The sequence below is a fragment of the Brevibacillus antibioticus genome, assembly GCF_005217615.1.
GTDB lineage: Bacteria > Bacillota > Bacilli > Brevibacillales > Brevibacillaceae > Brevibacillus > Brevibacillus antibioticus.
The window spans coordinates 1,840,295-1,857,795 of the sequence record NZ_SZNK01000001.1 but is presented as its reverse complement, the minus strand read 5'-3'; the positions used below and the strand labels follow the sequence as shown (position 1 = coordinate 1,857,795).

General features: G+C 49.1%; 16 protein-coding genes. 14 read left to right on the top strand and 2 right to left on the bottom strand.

Going from position 1 to position 17,501, the window contains the following annotated elements:
- Positions 1–4 precede the first annotated feature (4 nt).
- The 4 genes from E8L90_RS08505 (at position 5) to E8L90_RS08490 (ending at position 5,531) form a co-directional block, all read left to right on the top strand.
- Positions 5–1,411, top strand: a complete 1,407-nt coding sequence (locus E8L90_RS08505) for an MBOAT family O-acyltransferase (protein WP_137028916.1) — start codon at positions 5–7, stop codon at positions 1,409–1,411.
- A gap of 15 nt (positions 1,412–1,426) precedes the next feature.
- Complete coding sequence (locus E8L90_RS08500) at positions 1,427–2,566, top strand: DHHW family protein (protein ID WP_137028914.1); 1,140 nt, start codon at positions 1,427–1,429, stop codon at positions 2,564–2,566.
- Positions 2,567–2,571: 5 nt separating this feature from the next.
- A complete protein-coding gene (locus E8L90_RS08495) occupies positions 2,572–3,045 on the top strand; it encodes a DUF4358 domain-containing protein (protein WP_137028912.1) in 474 nt (157 codons plus the stop codon).
- A gap of 530 nt (positions 3,046–3,575) precedes the next feature.
- Positions 3,576–5,531 (top strand): elongation factor G, encoded by a 1,956-nt coding sequence (locus E8L90_RS08490; protein ID WP_137028910.1) that lies wholly within the window; start codon positions 3,576–3,578, stop codon positions 5,529–5,531.
- Positions 5,532–5,609: 78 nt separating this feature from the next.
- Here the strand turns inward: E8L90_RS08490 and E8L90_RS08485 are convergent, their stop codons facing one another.
- Entirely contained in the window at positions 5,610–6,242 is a 633-nt protein-coding gene (locus tag E8L90_RS08485) for a Crp/Fnr family transcriptional regulator (RefSeq protein WP_137028908.1), read from the bottom strand.
- Positions 6,243–6,268: 26 nt separating this feature from the next.
- Positions 6,269–6,916 carry a Crp/Fnr family transcriptional regulator gene (locus tag E8L90_RS08480; protein ID WP_137033341.1) on the bottom strand — a complete coding sequence of 216 codons (648 nt, stop codon included), beginning with the start codon at positions 6,914–6,916 and terminating at the stop codon, positions 6,269–6,271.
- 333 nt (positions 6,917–7,249) lie between these two features.
- On the opposite strand from E8L90_RS08480, the gene E8L90_RS08475 reads away from it, so the two are divergent.
- From E8L90_RS08475 to E8L90_RS08430, 10 genes are all read left to right on the top strand, one after another.
- Positions 7,250–8,716 (top strand): 4-hydroxyphenylacetate 3-hydroxylase family protein, encoded by a 1,467-nt coding sequence (locus E8L90_RS08475; RefSeq protein ID WP_137028906.1) that lies wholly within the window; start codon positions 7,250–7,252, stop codon positions 8,714–8,716.
- Positions 8,717–8,746: 30 nt separating this feature from the next.
- Positions 8,747–9,283, top strand: a complete 537-nt coding sequence (locus E8L90_RS08470) for a 3-hydroxyanthranilate 3,4-dioxygenase (protein ID WP_137028904.1) — start codon at positions 8,747–8,749, stop codon at positions 9,281–9,283.
- The gene (locus tag E8L90_RS08465) at positions 9,274–10,278 is read left to right on the top strand and encodes an amidohydrolase family protein (protein ID WP_137033339.1); all 1,005 of its coding nucleotides are present in this window, start codon (positions 9,274–9,276) and stop codon (positions 10,276–10,278) included. The genes E8L90_RS08470 and E8L90_RS08465 overlap by 10 nt, the downstream gene beginning before the upstream one ends.
- Positions 10,275–10,736, top strand: coding sequence for a RidA family protein (locus tag E8L90_RS08460; RefSeq protein ID WP_137028902.1), 462 nt, complete (start codon positions 10,275–10,277; stop codon positions 10,734–10,736). Before E8L90_RS08465 ends, E8L90_RS08460 begins: the two co-directional genes overlap by 4 nt.
- Positions 10,737–10,746: 10 nt before the next feature.
- Positions 10,747–12,213, top strand: coding sequence for an aldehyde dehydrogenase (locus E8L90_RS08455; RefSeq protein ID WP_137028900.1), 1,467 nt, complete (start codon positions 10,747–10,749; stop codon positions 12,211–12,213).
- A gap of 32 nt (positions 12,214–12,245) precedes the next feature.
- Positions 12,246–13,031, top strand: a complete 786-nt coding sequence (locus E8L90_RS08450) for a 2-keto-4-pentenoate hydratase (protein ID WP_137028899.1) — start codon at positions 12,246–12,248, stop codon at positions 13,029–13,031.
- Between the two features lie 23 nt (positions 13,032–13,054).
- Positions 13,055–13,942 carry an acetaldehyde dehydrogenase (acetylating) gene (locus E8L90_RS08445; RefSeq protein ID WP_137028897.1) on the top strand — a complete coding sequence of 296 codons (888 nt, stop codon included), beginning with the start codon at positions 13,055–13,057 and terminating at the stop codon, positions 13,940–13,942.
- Positions 13,943–13,967: 25 nt separating this feature from the next.
- Positions 13,968–14,990 (top strand): 4-hydroxy-2-oxovalerate aldolase, encoded by a 1,023-nt coding sequence (gene dmpG / locus E8L90_RS08440; protein ID WP_137028895.1) that lies wholly within the window; start codon positions 13,968–13,970, stop codon positions 14,988–14,990.
- 12 nt (positions 14,991–15,002) lie between these two features.
- Positions 15,003–15,785: a 2-keto-4-pentenoate hydratase gene (locus tag E8L90_RS08435; protein WP_137028893.1), complete on the top strand. Its 783-nt coding sequence runs from the start codon at positions 15,003–15,005 to the stop codon at positions 15,783–15,785.
- A gap of 177 nt (positions 15,786–15,962) precedes the next feature.
- Positions 15,963–17,411, top strand: coding sequence for a YcdB/YcdC domain-containing protein (locus E8L90_RS08430; protein WP_137028891.1), 1,449 nt, complete (start codon positions 15,963–15,965; stop codon positions 17,409–17,411).
- Positions 17,412–17,501: the final 90 nt, after the last annotated feature.

The following is a 17,501-nucleotide window of genomic DNA, read 5'->3' as shown; positions in this document are numbered from 1 at the left end:
AACGTTGGTATTCAGCAGTCTGATTTTCCTGTTTCAATTTCTGCCCGCCGTGCTGCTCGTTTATTATGTGTCGCCCAATAAGCTGAGAAATGCTGTTCTGTTCGCAGCGAGTCTCATCTTTTATGCATGGGGCGAGCCGGTATATATCATCATCATGATTGTTACAACTGTATTTGATTATATCAACGGGCTCCTGATCGATAAGTACAGTCACCGCAAGCCAATCGCCCGAGCAGTGTTGTTCGGCTCTATCTGCGGCAGTCTGGCGATTCTCAGTTTCTTCAAATATGCCGGGTTTGTCGTTTCGAATGTGAATGATCTATTCGGTCTGCATATACAGGTGGCTGATCTACCACTGCCGGTCGGTATTTCCTTTTATACGTTCCAAACGATGTCCTATGTAGTGGATGTATACCTCGGAAAAGTACCGGCACAACGAAATATCGTCGCTTTCGGCACTTACGTTACGATGTTTCCCCAACTGGTCGCAGGTCCGATCGTCAAATATGGAGATATCTCGGAGCAACTGGTTTTTCGTAAAGTGACACTGGAGCGGTTCGGAGAAGGAGCGGAATGGTTCATCCGGGGATTGGCTAAAAAAGTGTTGCTAGCCAACAATATCGGACTGCTATGGACCAATGTGAAGTCGACGCCGTTTGAGGACTTGACTGTCCTTTCCGCGTGGCTTGGCATCCTTGCATTTACGTTTCAAATTTATTTCGATTTCAGCGGGTATTCGGATATGGCACGCGGGCTCGGCAAAATGTTCGGTTTCGAATTCCCAGAAAACTTCAAGCATCCGTATATTTCACGAAGCGTTACAGAATTTTGGCGCAGATGGCATATTTCCCTCGGTTCCTGGTTCCGGGAGTATGTCTATATTCCGCTTGGCGGCAACCGGATGGGCTTGGGCAAGCAGTTCCGTAACCTCTTGATCGTCTGGTTCTTAACCGGTCTGTGGCATGGGGCGAGCTGGAACTTTATCGTATGGGGCTTATATTTCGGCTGTTTCGTTGTGTTTGAGAAGCTGTTTTTGCTGAAGTGGCTGAAGCGTTGGCCGAACTGGGCAGGACATCTCTACACGCTGCTGATTGTCGTTGTCGGATGGGTCCTTTTTGAATTCGAACATTTGCCTTCCACGTGGATGTTCATCCGTGCGATGTTTGGTTTCGGGGCGCACGAATGGGCAGATCGCCAGGCGCTCTACGACCTGACGACGTATGGGGGATTGCTCGTTCTGTTGGCCTTGTGCGCGACACCGCTGCCCCGGAAAGTAGGGGAGCAGATGAAAGCCCGATGGAACTCGGTAGGCATGATCACTGCTTTGGCACTTTCAATCATCAGTTTGGTTTTGTCGTCCGCTTATTTGGTCTTTGAGGATTACAATCCATTCTTATATTTTCGGTTTTGAGGGGAGGGAGCGATCTTGACCAGCTATGACAAATGGACACGAGCCGTGACAGGCTTGTTGTTCTTGCTGTTTATCCTCATGGTGGCCGTTTTGAACATACTGACCCCTGAGCAGGCGTTCTCGGAATCGGAAAACAGGGTGCTCGAGAGGAGGCCGCCATTTTCACTACGATCCTTGCTGGCGGGGAAGTTCACATCTGATTACGAGACCTATATCACTGATCAATTTGCTTTTCGGGACGTGTGGATCGGGCTAAAAACGGATGCGGATCGTGTTATGGGCAAAAAGGACAGCAACGGTGTTTATCTGGGCAAGGATGGGTACCTGATTCAACATTTCTCATCGCCGCTGGCCACCGGGGTGAATGACAGAGTTCAGGCCATCCAGTCGATTCACCAGACAACGCCAGACCTTCGTAAGTACATCATGCTAGTACCGACTGCCGCCGCATTGCTTCGGGATAAACTGCCTGCCTACGCACCAATGGGCGACGAACAGGCTGCGCTCAATCGAGTTCGGCAATCGCTTCCACCTGATATTCGCTTCGTGGATGTCTATCCCGCGTTGTATGCTGGACGCGAAGATGCCATTTTTTATAAAACGGATCATCATTGGACAAGCAAAGGCGCTTATTATGCGTATCAGGTGTTGTGCAAACAGATGGGGATTGTTCCAAAAGACGAAGCTGCGTTCAACATTCGGCAGGTGACGGATGCATTCTACGGTTCGCTCTATTCGAAAAGCGGCTTCCGTCATCTGCAGCCTGATCGTATCAATCTTTATCTGCCAAAAGAGGAAAGCAAAAAGAAGGTGGAGTACGTGGACGAAGGACGTACTGCGGATTCCTTGTACCAGACGGACAATTTGTCCAAAAAGGATAAGTATGCGGTTTTCCTGAACGGCAACCATGCACTGGTCCGAATCACAACCGACCATCCGGACGGGAAGAAGCTGCTGGTCGTGAAAGATTCGTACGCAAATAGCCTGATTCCCTTCTTGACCGAACACTTCGCAGAGATCGATGTCGTTGACCTTCGCTATTATGAGGAATCCGTAACAAAGCTCATACAAGATCGGCAATTTCATGACATGCTATTCCTTTACAACGTCAAAACGTTTTTTGAAGACACCTCTATTCTGAACATCATGGAGTGAATGTAATGAAGCGATTTTTGTCTGTACTGCTTATGTTTGCTATCGGAATGGGAATGTTGGTCGGATGCTCCAGTGACGGCGGGACTTCCGAAGAACTTTCCGCCGCAGAAGTGGGAGAAAGAATTCACCAAACAGTAAGTTTTCAGGATATGAAGCAAGGGGATCTGGAAAAACTGCAAAAGTTGTATCAGATCGAAGCAGGAAAAGTGGAGGATTTCATCCTGTACACAGCTTCATCCAATGTGAAAGCGGATGAACTCGCTGTTATCAAAGTCAAAGATGCGAGCGACACCGGATATATAAAAGAGAAAATACAACAACGGATCGAGGCACAAACAATCAAATTGAAAGACTATCGCCCAGAGGAGTATTTTCTCATCGAAAAGCATGTTTTGAAGACGAAAGGACCGTTTGTTTTATTCGCGGCGTCGAAAGAGGTGGATCAAATAGAATCTGTGTTTAAAGAAGCGCTGAAGTGAAAACACGATGACAGATCCGTTTGGTATGGGATGCAAATAAGTGTAGCTGCACAGTTGTAAAAAAAGAAAACGGTAACCCAATTAGCTACCGTTTTCATACGGACCCATTTATCTTACTCGGATAAACACCAAAACATTATCTCTTGATAACACACGTTGGAACCCGTTATTCAAAAGACAACGTGCAGCTGGACCCACACGTCTACCAATCATTAAAAATCGGTTGCATGGTGCGGCACTTCCAATGATGCTAACGTCGCGAATAATTCGCCTACGTACGCCATTCACTCTGATACGTCTGAATAGGATTACTACTATGTCAGTCATATTCATCACCTCGTTTCTCTCTGCATGGTATAGTGCATGCAAATGGGGGAAGCTTGGCAACTGATACGAGCCTGTAGTAAATGAAAATGTGCGAATGGATACGGCAATTTACAAGAAAGCGTTAGACAACTATTCTTCTTCTCCATTCCTATGTTTTAATGAGAAAAGAAATGGCAGTCGAGTAGCTATGGAAGAGGGATAACATGAAACGACTAACGATCGGCTTGTTTGCCCATGTGGATGCGGGCAAGACTACGTTCGCCGAACAGTTGCTATATCATACGAACAGCATCCGGTCGCGGGGCCGGGTGGATCATCAAGATGCCTTTTTGGACAGCCACGATATCGAGAGGAAAAGAGGCATTACTGTGTTCGCCGATCAGGCGGTTATGCACCATAAGGGCGACGTTTATTATTTGATCGACACGCCTGGACACGTCGATTTTTCTTCCGAGATGGAGCGGGCGATCGGGGTAATGGATTACGCGATCGTGATTGTCAGTGCCGTAGAAGGTGTTCAGGGTCATACAGAGACAGTCTGGCAGTTGTTGCGCAAACATCGGATACCGACATTTTTCTTTATCAATAAAACAGATCGGATCGGCGCGGATGCGTTCAGGACGGAAGAGGAGATACGCAGTCAGTTGACAATGGATGTCTGTTCCGTCAAGGACAACTTCGCAAACGGTATCGTGGGTGAGCAGCTACGAGAGATGATGGCGGAGCGGAACGAGTCCTTGCTAGAAGCGTTCATAGAGGAAAGGGACGATCAAGCTTTTTGGCTGGGTGCTTTACAGGAAATGATACGAGATGGGCGTCTGTTCCCCTGCGCATGCGGCTCGGCACTGCAGGATGATGGCGTTGTAGAGTTCCTGAATCAACTGTCCTTGTTGACGACTGCGTCTTATGACGAGACGGCTCCGTTCGGGGGGCGCATTTATAAAATTCGACACGCAGCAAACGGATTGAGGCTAACGTTCGTCAAAGCGCTCAGCGGCCAGCTAAAGGTACGGGAGTTGCTTAGCTATGAGAGCGGTGGACATCGATACGAAGAGAAGATTACACAAATCTTACTGTTTAGTGGTAGGAAATCACAGTCGGTTGAACAAGTAGCTGCTGGCGATTTGTTCGCGGTCGCAGGCTTGTCCGAGGCCGAAGCTGGACAAGGGGTGGGGCTCTACTCAGACAAGTTTGCTTATGAGACGGAGTCGACATTACAATCAAAAGTACAGTTTGACGGTTCGCTTCACGTGCAGCAAGTGCTCGGTGCGTTTCGCATTCTGAATACGGAGGACCCATCGCTGAATGTGGTTTGGGAAGAGAGTGTGCAGGAGATTCACATTCGTGTCATGGGACTGATCCAATTAGAAGTGCTGGAGCAGGTTGTGAAGGAACGCTTCGGTTTCGTTGTCTCTTTCGGCCAACCAGAGATCTTGTATAAAGAATCGATACAGTCTGCTGTGACGGGATATGGACACTTCGAGCCGCTCAGGCATTACGCGGAAGTGCACCTCCTGCTTGAACCGGGAGAGCGAGGCAGCGGGATTCACTTCACTAGCGTATGTCATCCTGATGAACTGAGTTTTAACTACCAGAATCTGGTTCAGTCTCATCTGTACGAACGAGAGCATCATGGGCTATTGACAGGCATGCCAGTCACCGACATGAAAATTACGCTCCTAAGAGGCCGTGCGCATAACGAACATACGCATGGGGGCGACTTTCGTGAGGCTACCTTCCGCGCACTGCGGCAGGGGCTGGAGAAAGCGGAAAATATGCTGTTAGAACCCTATTATGACTTCAAAATAAAGGTGGGGATGAACGAAATGGGGAGGGTACTTTCGGATGTTCAGCGCGCCTCAGGTTCGTTTCTGCCGCCGCAGATGTCGGATACGCATGCGGTCATTACGGGAAGGGTGCCCGTAGCAACATTCATGAATTACAGCACCGAATTCGCTTCTTTCACGCATGGACGAGGCAGCATTCGCTGTGTATTTGGCGGATACGATCGCTGTCATAATGCGAAGGAAGTGATGGAAAGGAAAGGCTATGAAAAGGATGCAGATCCAGCTTATACATCCTCCTCGATCTTTTGCGCCAAGGGGGCTGGCTACTCGGTGCCGTGGGACGAGGTAGAAGCCAAGATGCATCTGCTTTAAGCAGATCCGAACAGGGCTGTATTAAGATTTTCAAAAGGTTATTTCAATAAATTGGGGCGAGCCTGCTATGGCTTCGCCCTATTTACATTGAGTGCGAGTATAAATCCGCCGCAATCCCTCTACATCCACAACTCGAATGGTACTACGCTCAGATAGCTCAATCAAACCTTGCTGTCGCCATTTTTGCAAAGTCTTGTTCACCGTAATGCGAGACGTATCAATATAGCGAGCAAAAGACATCTGATCGATCGGAATATGATTATTTCCGTGCACAGCTATTAGTTTCAGCAGATAATTAGCCATCGCAAGCTCAATGGGACTGTCAGTGAACGCGATGATTTCAGCCAGGAGACGAAGCTTATAGATTTGTGAATGGGTGAAGATCACGGCCGACTGAGGGTGGTCTTGGCAGATGCAGGATAAGACCTCGTCGGAGAAAAAGTAAATGACGGAAGGAGACGTAGTTATGGCTGAAGTCAGATAGGACCCGTTGTAGGCGCCGTGCTCACCAAACAACCCACCTGTGGGAATGTAATCGATAGACCGCTCATGCCCGTTCTCAGATAAGAGAGTGATCTTTACGCTCCCTTTGTCTAGATAATAAAATCCAGTTCCCACTTCGCCTTGATGGTAGATCGTTGTCTGTTTTCCCATTTCGATCTTCTTGCCATACATGAGGTACGGGGTCCACTGATAGCGGAGACAGGTCATAGTGACCACCTTTCACATTGTTATGCTTACACGGTGCGAGCAGTGTGTGCGGTGAGTTGTGGAGGCTTCAGCATATCTGGGCGTTTGATGACAAAGGATCGGTTTTTGATTTCAATGATGCCCTGTTCCTTCCATACCTTCAGGATCTTGTAGACCGTGATACGAGTGAGGCCAGCACATTCAGCTAGCTCTTGTTGAGTGAGGGGCACCTCGTGGTTTTTATAGTCTTCGCAAATGTTAAGCAGGAGACGAGCGATTTGCTCTTCTGAGGTCAGTGTCTTCATGTTGATGGCGGTTAGAAGAATCCGCATTTTTTGATGGATGGTTTGGGTGAAAAGAGACAAGAGTTCAGGGTGTACCTTCAGCATTTCGAGGAATTGCAAACAGGAGAAATGGTAGACGACTGCATTCTTTACAGCAATCGCCGTGGTGAAATGAGGTTGTTGATCCATCGTTTGAAGACCCATGATTTGACCAGGGACTACGATGTTCACCAGGCGATCTTTCCCCTTGAGAGTAGAGGTCACAATCTTGACTAATCCCTTATGTAGATAATAAAATCCTTCTCCTATCGTCTCTTGCCTATAGATAGCTGTTTTTCCTTTCACAAATTGACGGGTGCCGTATTCTAAAAGGGTTTCCCATTTCAAATCCGTTTCAAAAGGAGATACCATCATCACCGCTCCTTTCCTCATCGATGATCTTGCCTCTTCTAATCATTTACCTAGGCTCGAGTCTTAATATTCAGACTTACTATTCTTGATTATATGAATATAAAAAGCTCCTTACCAATATTTCAACGTGAAAATGACGTGCATTCGAAAAAAAACAGAATGGATGTTAATTCGTTTACACATCTTCAGTTGCCCATGAATCAGGTGAGCGACATTTTATATTTTTCAGCCGTGATGTTAATTGGGTTACATTTTCCAGAAAAGACAGACATTATAATGCGGTTTAAGTGCAAAAACGACGCAACCAACCAAAAACAACAGGGAGGAATTGTAGTGGGAATCCGTACAGGTGACCAATACATACGGGGCTTGAGATCACGGCAACCGGAGATTTGGCTACAAGGCAGAAAGGTCACAAATGTATGTGAGGAAGCTGTTTTTCGACAGCCGATTCATGAAATAGCCAAGCTGTATGACATGCAGCATGACGAGAAGTACCAAGAGAAGATAACCCATATTTGTCAGGAGACTGGCGAGCGTGTGAACAACGCCTTTCTCGTTGCAAAGACCCCTGAGGAGTTGCAGGCGAAACGGGCCGTGTACGAAGCTTATGCCAAAGCCACTTTTGGTTTGATGGGAAGAACGCCGGATTTTCTCAATATCGTCTTGACGTCGCTATACAGCAATGCGTCTTTCTTGGAAAGGTACAATCCGCAGTGGGCGGAAAACGCGAAAAATTATTACAAGGTTGTTCGCGACCAAGACCTGTTTTTAACGCATGCGATTATCAATCCGCAAAATGACCGCAGCAAGTCCTCGCACGAACAAAGCGATGTGTACACCCATTTGGGGGCAGTAGAGGAGACGCCGGAAGGGTTGATCGTCAAAGGAGCGAAAATGCTCGCGACACTGGCCCCGATTACGGATGAAGTTATCATTTATTCGTTCCCCGGGTTTCAGCCAGGAGATGAGCGTTATGCCTTGGCATTTGCCATTCCGATTGACACTCCTGGCCTGCGCATCATTTGCAGGGAGCCCATGCAGGATGGAATTCGTTCCGTTTATGACCATCCTTTGGCATCGCGCTTCGAGGAAATGGATGCTCTTCTTGTCTTTCATGACGTACTTGTGCCTTGGGAGCGCTTATTCCTGTACAACAATGTAGAAGCAGCCAACCTGCTTTATCCAAAGACAGGCATCGGACAGCAGCCGGCGCACCAGACAGGGGTGAGAGGACTGTTGAAGCTCCAATTTGCCACGGAAGTTGCCATGCGGCTGGCAGACTCCATCGGGGTAGACGTCTATCCGAATGTCCAAAACAATCTCGGGGAGCTAGCGCAATCGCTGGAATCGCTCAGAGCTCTCCTGAGGACAGCTGAGCTGGAATACGAGACCTTGCCGTCGGGCGAGCTCATGCCAGGTTACGTGCAGCTCGAAACCATTCGCGGACTACTTCCGAAGCTGTACCCACGGGCAATCGAAGTCATCCAAATTATAGGAGCAGGCGGTTTGCTCATGTCTCCGACCGACAGTGATTTGGAACATCCTGAGTTGGTCGCGGATATGGAAAAGTTTTATGCCGGACGGGTGGGTATCTCCGGTACAGATCGGGTTCGCCTGTTTAAGCTCGCGTGGGACCTGTGCGGGGAAGCTTTCGGACAGCGTTTGCTGCAATACGAGCGCTACTATACCGGTGATCCGGTGCGCAAATTAGCGATTTTTTACAACAATTATAAGAAGTTTCATGCCTGTACGATGGTGGATGATGCGCTCAGCGTTTTTGCTGCCAAAACTCGCTAAGAGTTCATAAAACAAGGGAGGGAATAGAGCATGCGTACAATGGCGCCTATCCATTTGTGGAAGTTTATCGAGGATCACATCGATCAACTCAAGCCACCGGTGAATAACAAGGTGATTTGGAAAGATGCAGAACTAATGGTCATGGTAGTGGGAGGACCGAATAAACGACGGGATTTTCACATTGATCCATCTGAGGAAGTCTTTTACCAGCTCAAGGGTGATTGCTTTGTCGAGATCATCAATCAGGATGGAAAGCGTGAGATCATTACGGTCAAAGAAGGCGAAATGTTCCTTCTTCCTGCAAATGTCCCGCATTCCCCACACCGGATCGCGGATACGATCGGACTCGTGATTGAGCGCAACAGAGCTGAGGGAGAACTGGAGGACTTTGCTTGGTTCTGCGAAAACTGCGACCAAAAAATGCATCGCGTACGGATTCAACTGACCAACATAGAGGTGCAGGTAAAAGAGGCAATCGAAGGATTCAATAGCAATCTGGAGCTGAGGACATGCCAAAAATGCGGGCACGTCATGCCTCCGGAAGCGAGTGAGTGGAAATGCGAGTAGACTTCCATACCCACATTATTCCAGACGATATCCCCAACCTAGCTGAACGATTTCATGGAGAGCGCTGGCCAGTTCTGCACCGCACTTGCACATGCGGGGCATCTATCATGGTCGGGGGAAAAGTATTTCGCGAAGTGACGGATCAGGTGTGGGACCCCCAAAAACGGATTCATGACATGCAGCAAGAAGGCGTGGATATGCAGGTGTTATCACCCATTCCGGTCACGTTTTCCTACTGGGCCAAGGCAGCCGAAGCGGAAGTGATGGCGCGGATTCAAAACGATTTTATCGCAGAGACGGTCAACCAACATCCGAATCATTTCATCGGATTGGGTACAGTTCCATTGCAGGACACCGAGACAGCCATTCGGGAAATGGATCGCTGTATGCACGAGCTCGGCCTGAGAGGGATCGAAATCGGTACCAACGTAAATGGCAACAATCTGGACGAACCGGACCTGATTCCTTTTTTTGAGATGTGTCAGACATGGGATGTGCCACTCTTCGTACATCCATGGGAGACGCTGGGCAGAGAACGGATGCCGCGGCACAACCTGATGTACACCGTCGGGATGCCAAGCGAGACAGCACTTGCCGCAGCAAGTCTTATCTTGGGAGGCGTGATCGAGAAGTTTCCGCGTCTGAAAATCTGCTTTGCCCATGGCGGCGGCTCTTTTCCTTATATTCTACCGAGGCTGGACCAAGGCTGGAAGGTATGGCCGCATCTGCGACTGACCGATCAACCGCCTAGTGTGTACGCGAAACAATTTTACTTTGATTCCTTGACGTACGACCCGCTAAATATCACATACATGATGAAGCGCTTTGGCGAAGATAGAATCATGATGGGATCGGATTATCCCTTCCTGCTTCGTGAAACACCTCCCGGGGAAGTCATCGATCATACTTTGGAGCTGACGGATGGACAGAAGCGGGCGTTGCTGGGTGAAAACGCGCTTCGCTTCCTGAATAGAAAGGAGATGAACGGATTGTGAAGCATCAGACTGAAACACCGGAACAACGTCTACAGGCTATGGGCCTAGACCTGCCCGAACCAAGACAGCCGGCCGGTAATTATGTCGGTTGTGTCGGTTCGGGCAATCTCCTCTTTCTGGCAGGCCAAGGGACAAACGAATATCGAGGGAAGCTGGGACAGGATGTCACGATAGAGGAAGGCTACCTGGCTGCTAGGCAGTGCATGCTCAATTTGCTAGCTGTTGCCAAACATGAGCTAGGGGAACTGACTAGAGTCAAACGAGTGGTCAAAATACTCGGATTCGTTAACAGCGATCCAGCTTTCACGGATCAGCCTACAGTCATGAATGGGGCATCCGATTTGTTGGTGGAGCTATTTGGAGAGAAAGGCAGGCATGGACGTTCCGCTGTAGGGATGGCCCAGCTCCCACTAAATAACGCCGTAGAAGTAGAGATGATCTTGGAAATCGAGAATTAGGAGGATTCCCATGAGTCTGACTGCCAAGGAAAACCAGGTACGAAAAGACGCCAAGCTATTCATAGATGGCGATTACGTGGACGCTGTTTCCGGTGAAACCTTCGATACGATCAACCCAGCGACAAATCTCAAGCTGGCTTCTGTAGCCAATGCAAGTGTACTGGATGCAAATAGGGCAATCGACGTGGCGCAGCGTACGTTTGAGTCAGGCGTTTGGAGTGAGATGTCGGTAGATGAGCGCGCCAAGATTCTCTGTAAAATGGCTGACCTGGTGATGGAGAGTGTGGACGAACTCGCTTTGGTGGAGACGCTCGATGTTGGCAAGCCGATCAAAGAAAGCCGAGGCTTCGATATTCCGAGGGCGGCGGCCAATTTGCGCTTCTTTGCCGAAATGGCCAAATACATGGTTCATGAGCATTATGAAATGCGCCATTTTATGTCCTACGCCAAATATGCTCCGGCAGGTGTGACAAGTCTGATCATTCCATGGAATTTGCCCTTCATGCAGATGACCTGGAAAGCATCTGCGGCTTTAGCGGCGGGAAATACCGTCGTTGTAAAGCCAGCCTCGTACACGCCTCTCTCTGCGGTAATGCTCGGAGAGATTGCCAATGAAGCAGGTTTGCCTCCTGGCGTGCTCAACATCCTCACTGGTCCGGGCGGGACTGTCGGAGCGGCGATGACGACGCATCCCTATGTGCGCCGGATATCTTTTGTAGGAGAATCTAACACCGGCAAGACCGTCATGCAGAATGCCGCTTCGCAATTGATTCCAGTATCGCTCGAATTGGGAGGCAAATCAGCCAATATCGTGTTTGCGGATGCCGATCTTGATGAAGCGGTAAAAGGGTCGATCGAGGCGATATTCCGCAACCAGGGCGAGATTTGTCTGGCTGGATCGCGTTTGTTGGTGCAAGAAAGCGTCTATGATCAGTTTCTGGACAAATTTGTGGCGGCAGTTCAAAGGATCAAGGTGGGAAATCCTCTGGAACCAGAGACAGATATGGGAGCGCTGGTGTCCCGCAGTCACTTGGAAACGGTGGAGCACCACATCCAGATCGGACTGGAAGAAGGAGCCAAGCTCGGTTATGGCGGACAACGGATCAGTGTGCTGGGGGACGGCAATTTCCTAGAGCCAACCGTTCTCTATGATGTAGACAACAAAATGAGGGTGGCGCAGGAAGAGATTTTCGGCCCGGTCATCGTGATCATTCCTTTTCATACAGAAGAGGACGCGATTCGGATCGCCAATGATTCGGCATACGGCTTGGCAGGAGTGGTTTGGACCAACGACCTGCGGCGCGCGCATCGCGTGGCTGATCGAGTGAAGGCAGGTCTTTTATGGATCAATTGCTGGTATGTGCGCGACTTGCGAACTCCATTTGGCGGCGCCAAGGACAGCGGGATTGGCCGCGAAGGCGGACGTCACAGCTTCGAATTCTACTCGGAGGTCAAGACAGTCACCATGAAATTGTAGCAAGAAGGACTGCAAATCAGGGAGGGAGCCGTGTGGACATAGAAAAGATTACGAGATTCGCCGATCATTTAGCAGCGGCGAGTCGTGAAGGGGTGGGAGTAGCGCCACTCACCGTACTGGATCCGCAAATCAGCGAGATAGAGGCTTACCACGTTCAATTAAAGACAATTGAGCGAAAAGTGAAAGATGGCGCGAGGATTACAGGGAAGAAAATCGGCCTGACCTCTCGAGCCATGCAGACACTTCTTGGCGTGGAACAACCAGACTATGGACATCTATTGGATGATATGGTCGTGGAAAACAACGGTGAACTGCCTTTCGAGCATGTCCTTTCACCAAAGGTAGAAGCAGAAATTGCCTTCCTGCTGAAGCGCGATCTGGTAGGACCGCATGTAACCATCTATGACGTCTTGATGGCAACAGAATATGTAGTGCCTGCTTTGGAAATCGTGGACAGCCGTATCGCCAACTGGCAAATCAAACTCGAAGACACCATTGCGGACAATGCATCCTCGGGCTTCTATGTGTTGGGTGGACATCCCGTGAAACCGCAAGATCTGGATCTTCCTCTGGTTGGAATGGCGTTTTATAAAAATCAGGTGCTGGTCAATACCGGTGTGGGTGCCGCCGCATTGGGCAATCCCGCATCCTGTGTGGCGTGGTTAGCGAACAAGCTGTATGAATTAGGGATTACACTCAAAGCAGGAGAAATCATCTTGTCTGGTGCGTTATCAGCAGCGGTTGAAGCTAAGCCTGGCGATGTATTTCAAACTCGGATTACTGAACTTGGTTCGGTAGGAGTCAGGTTTGGCAAGTGAAAAAATAGGAAAGGAGTCCATGCATGAAGAAAATAAAAGTAGCCATACTGGGCTCGGGGAACATCGGGACAGACCTGATGATCAAGCTTGGAAGGTCGCCCATTCTTGAACTGACGTCCATGATTGGAATCGATCCTGATTCGGATGGTCTGCGTAGAGCAAAGGCAGCTGGATACTACGTATTTGACGGGGGATTCAAACCGTTTTTGGAAAGCGGTACGGATCTTGCGGATATCGTCTTTGACGCTACTTCAGCCAAATCACATATTCGTCATGCCAAGGCGCTCAAGGAGGCAGGAAAGCTCGCCATCGATCTGACGCCAGCTGCTGTGGGTCCCTATGTAGTACCATCTGTGAATCTCCGTGCGCATTTGAATGAAACGAACATCAATCTGATCACATGCGGCGGCCAGGCTACTATTCCGATCGTTCATGCCATAGGGAATGTGAGTTCGGTCAGCTACGCAGAGATCGTGGCTACTATTTCCAGCAAAAGCGCGGGGCCTGGCACACGTTCCAACATCGACGAATTTACGGAGACGACCGCACATGGTATCGAAGCGATCGGCGGAGCAAAGAAAGGCAAGGCAATCATCATCCTGAATCCGGCGGAGCCGCCGATCCTGATGAGAGATACGATCTATGCAATAGTGGAGGAAGGTGCGGACCGACAGGCGATCGTGAAGGCTATCCACCAGACCGTTGCCGATATTCAATCATACGTTCCTGGTTACCGCCTGCGCTCAGAACCGATCTTTGATGAAAACAAAATCACCGTTTTTTTGGAAGTGGAAGGCGCGGGTGATTACCTCCCTACGTATTCAGGAAATCTGGATATCATGACGGCGACAGCAGTGAAGGTAGCAGAGGAATATGCTAAGCATGCTGTCGGCATCGGCACGGATATTTAGCCACGAATGAAAGGAAGAACCGCATATGAGTCGTGATATTGTGATCACCGAGGTAGCGCTTCGAGATGGGAGCCATGCGATCAATCACCAGTTTACTGTGGAGCAAGTAGTCGAGGTGGCGCGCGCATTAGATGAAGCAAACGTACCGTATATTGAAGTCTCCCATGGTGATGGATTGGCGGGATCGTCCCTGCAGTATGGACTGTCCAGGACCCCTGAACTGGAGCTGATCGAGGCTGCCGTTTCCGTTTGTAAACAAGCAAAAGTGGGCGTGCTCTTACTGCCGGGAATCGGCACGATCAAAGATTTGAAGACGGCAGCAAGGCTAGGGGTAGGCATGGCACGAATCGCCACACATGCGACCGAAGCGGACGTCTCCGCACAGCATATTTATGTGGCGAAAGAGCTTGGCTTGACGACAGTTGGCTTTTTGATGATGTCGCATATGGCTGCTCCGGAAAAACTGGCGGAGCAAGCTGGCCTCATGCAGAGCTATGGAGCCGATGTCGTATACATCGTCGATTCTGCTGGCGCTCTGCTGCCTGATCAAGCAGGGGAACGAGTCCGTGCATTGAAGCAATGTCTGAATATTCCCGTCGGCTTTCATGCACACAACAATTTGTCTTTAGCCATGGCCAATACGCTCATCGCCATTCAAGAGGGGGCCACCTGGATTGACGGCAGTGTTCGGTGCTTGGGTGCAGGTGCGGGCAATACACAAACCGAGGTTCTTCTTGCTGTACTGGATCGAATGGGCATTCAGACGGGCGTCGATTTGTACAAAATGATGGACCTGGCAGAGGAAATCGTGTCGCCGATTCTTCAAGTACCACAGGAAATTACCAGAGACGCTCTGGTTCTCGGATACGCGGGTGTCTATTCCAGCTTCCGGCTTCATGCCGAGCGTGCAGCCAGGAAATTCGGCATTGATTCCCGGGATATTTTACTCGAGCTGGGAAGACGAAAGGCCGTAGGGGGACAAGAAGACATGATCGTGGATGTCGCAGCGGAAATCGCCCAACGGTACGGCTCTACCAAAATCAGATAGGGGGTGATCAGCGTGCAATCGCAACTAGTGTACAAAAGGTTGGCTCAGAAGCTGGTGGATGCGGAGTTGAATAGAGAGGAGCTCGTGAAACTGACGGCTGAATACCCTGAGCTGACCGTGGAAGATGGCTATCGTATTCAAAATGAGCTGGTCTCCCTCAAACTTGAGCAGGGACATCGAATCTTTGCCGCTAAAATGGGTTTGACCAGTCAGGCGAAAATGAAGCAGATGAATGTTCATGAACCGATTCGAGGCTACATTTTTGACTATATGAATATCGAGGACGGCATTCTGCCGATCAATGAATTGATTCATCCCAAGGTCGAAGCGGAAATCGCCTTTGTTTTGTGTGAGGATTTGGCAGGACCCGGCATCACTGAGGCTCATGTCCTGGCAGCCACTGACTATGTGGTTCCCGCACTGGAGATTATCGACAGCAGGTATGCGCAGTTCCAGTTTACCTTGCCGGATGTCATTGCCGACAATGCTTCGTCTTCCCGTGTATTTATCGGATCGACCTGGAGAAAGCCTGCTGAACTTGAACTTGATTTGGTAGGTGTTACTCTTTCGATCAATGGCGAGCTCAAAGACTTGGGGGCTGGTGCGGCAGTTCTCGGTCATCCCGCCCACTCAGTCGCGATGCTGGCGAACATGCTTGCTCGCGAAGGACGCATGCTACACAAGGGAGATTTGATTTTGTCCGGGGGCATTACCGGTTCTCATCAGCTACGGGAAGGGGATGTCGTAAGCGCCAAATGGGGTGGCCTCGGAAGCATTGAGTTTGTGGTTAGATGAAACCATGAATGATTTTTCCGTTAAACACGAATTTGAATCAGGCATGAGGCGATTCCACGAGTCTTCAGACTATGGATAGCCTCTTTTTTACTTGCTAGGTAAGGTAAGGTGACTATTTTTTCCAAACATCGTCTTATTGTGTGAGCTTCAACATCAAAAAAGATGGAGGATACACGTATGACCACTCAAAGGCGTTATCCTGTACTGGCAAGCTGCGTACTAACAGCCACACTGCTCCTGTCTCCAGTCTCGGGCACAGTCATGGCAAATCAGGCAGGCAACCAACAAGCAGCCGCTCACCTTCAGGAAAATCAGTTAAGTGAAAAGGCACAACGAACGGAGCAAAAGCTGCAAATGCTCTTCCCAGCGCTGGATGACACATCAAGGGATATTACCTTGGAAACGAAAGACCAGCCTGTGTACAATATCGGTTATGAAAAAAATAATGAAATCTTTGCCAGAGCCTATATCCATGCAGAAACCGGGAAACTACTTTCGTTTTTTTTGCATGACAAGGATTTTGAAATTCCTGATGACAAGCTGGCCTATAAGAGCGCCGATACCTTCATGGAGGGGTGGATCGGTGAAATGCGCAGCCTGTACAAGGTAACGCGGCTTGATGCAGGCGATGTCATCTATAGTCGCTATGTAAATGGCATTGAGGTAGTTGGTGATCAGTTTCAGGTGGCAGTAAACAGTGCGGGACAGGTAACCGGCCTTATGGCAGGAGAAAACACGCTGACAAACATCAATCCAGCTGACTTCCTCCCTCCAGCCCAGGCGATGAAGAAAGATCAGCTCAGTCCCTTTATCCCACCTCAACTGCAACTCATGTACATCCTTGGTGAAAATAAAACCGATCTCGTCTACGACACTGTAGGCTCCCATTATTTGGACGCAGTAACAGGAGCTGAGTTGATCCCTGATCGGCAATACATAACCTGGAGGTGGAACCCAATCTCCCTCACACCTGGTGGAAAGGTAGTAAAGGTGAAGAATGAGCAGGAGGCAATTCGGATTTATGAAAGCGAGTTTGGTATCAGCCTGAATGGTAGTACCTTCAACGGCGTCAGAGACGAGAAGGAAAGAGTCTATGTTTCCCCTGATGAAAATGAGGTTTTGTTTACGAAGGATGGCGTCGTGATCGGTTTTATAAGCTATTCGAACGCCGAACCCAAAAAAGGGAAGCCAACATTGTCGGAAAAGCAGGCTCTTGAGAAAGCTGTTCAGTTCCTGCAACCATATCTCAAACACGAAGAAAAGGAGTTCTACTACAAGGTGAATCCTAATACGCAGAATGCACATGAGTATGAAGTAGGGTTTGTGACATCTGTTGAGGGACTTCCGCTGGAATACGGACGAAGCATTGGTATTGGTGTAAATGGAGTCACGGGGAAAATCACCAAGTACCATCAACAACTCGACCCAAAGCCCGCCAAGCTCCCGGATAAGAGGAAGGCTGTCTCCATAGATACAGCAGCCAAGGCGGTGCTGGCACAGCCCATGGAACTGCAATACATCTACCCATTCATTAATGGTGAGAGGTTAGCCAAACCGGTCCTTGCCTATTCAATTAATGGTAACGGTAAAAATATCAATGCCCTGACAGGTAAGGTCGAAGAGTAGGTAGAATGAAAATCGACAGTTAGAACACATCATTTGTGATAAGATAAGAAAAAGAAATCTATTATCTGCTAGCGTTCTTTTAAACTAGAG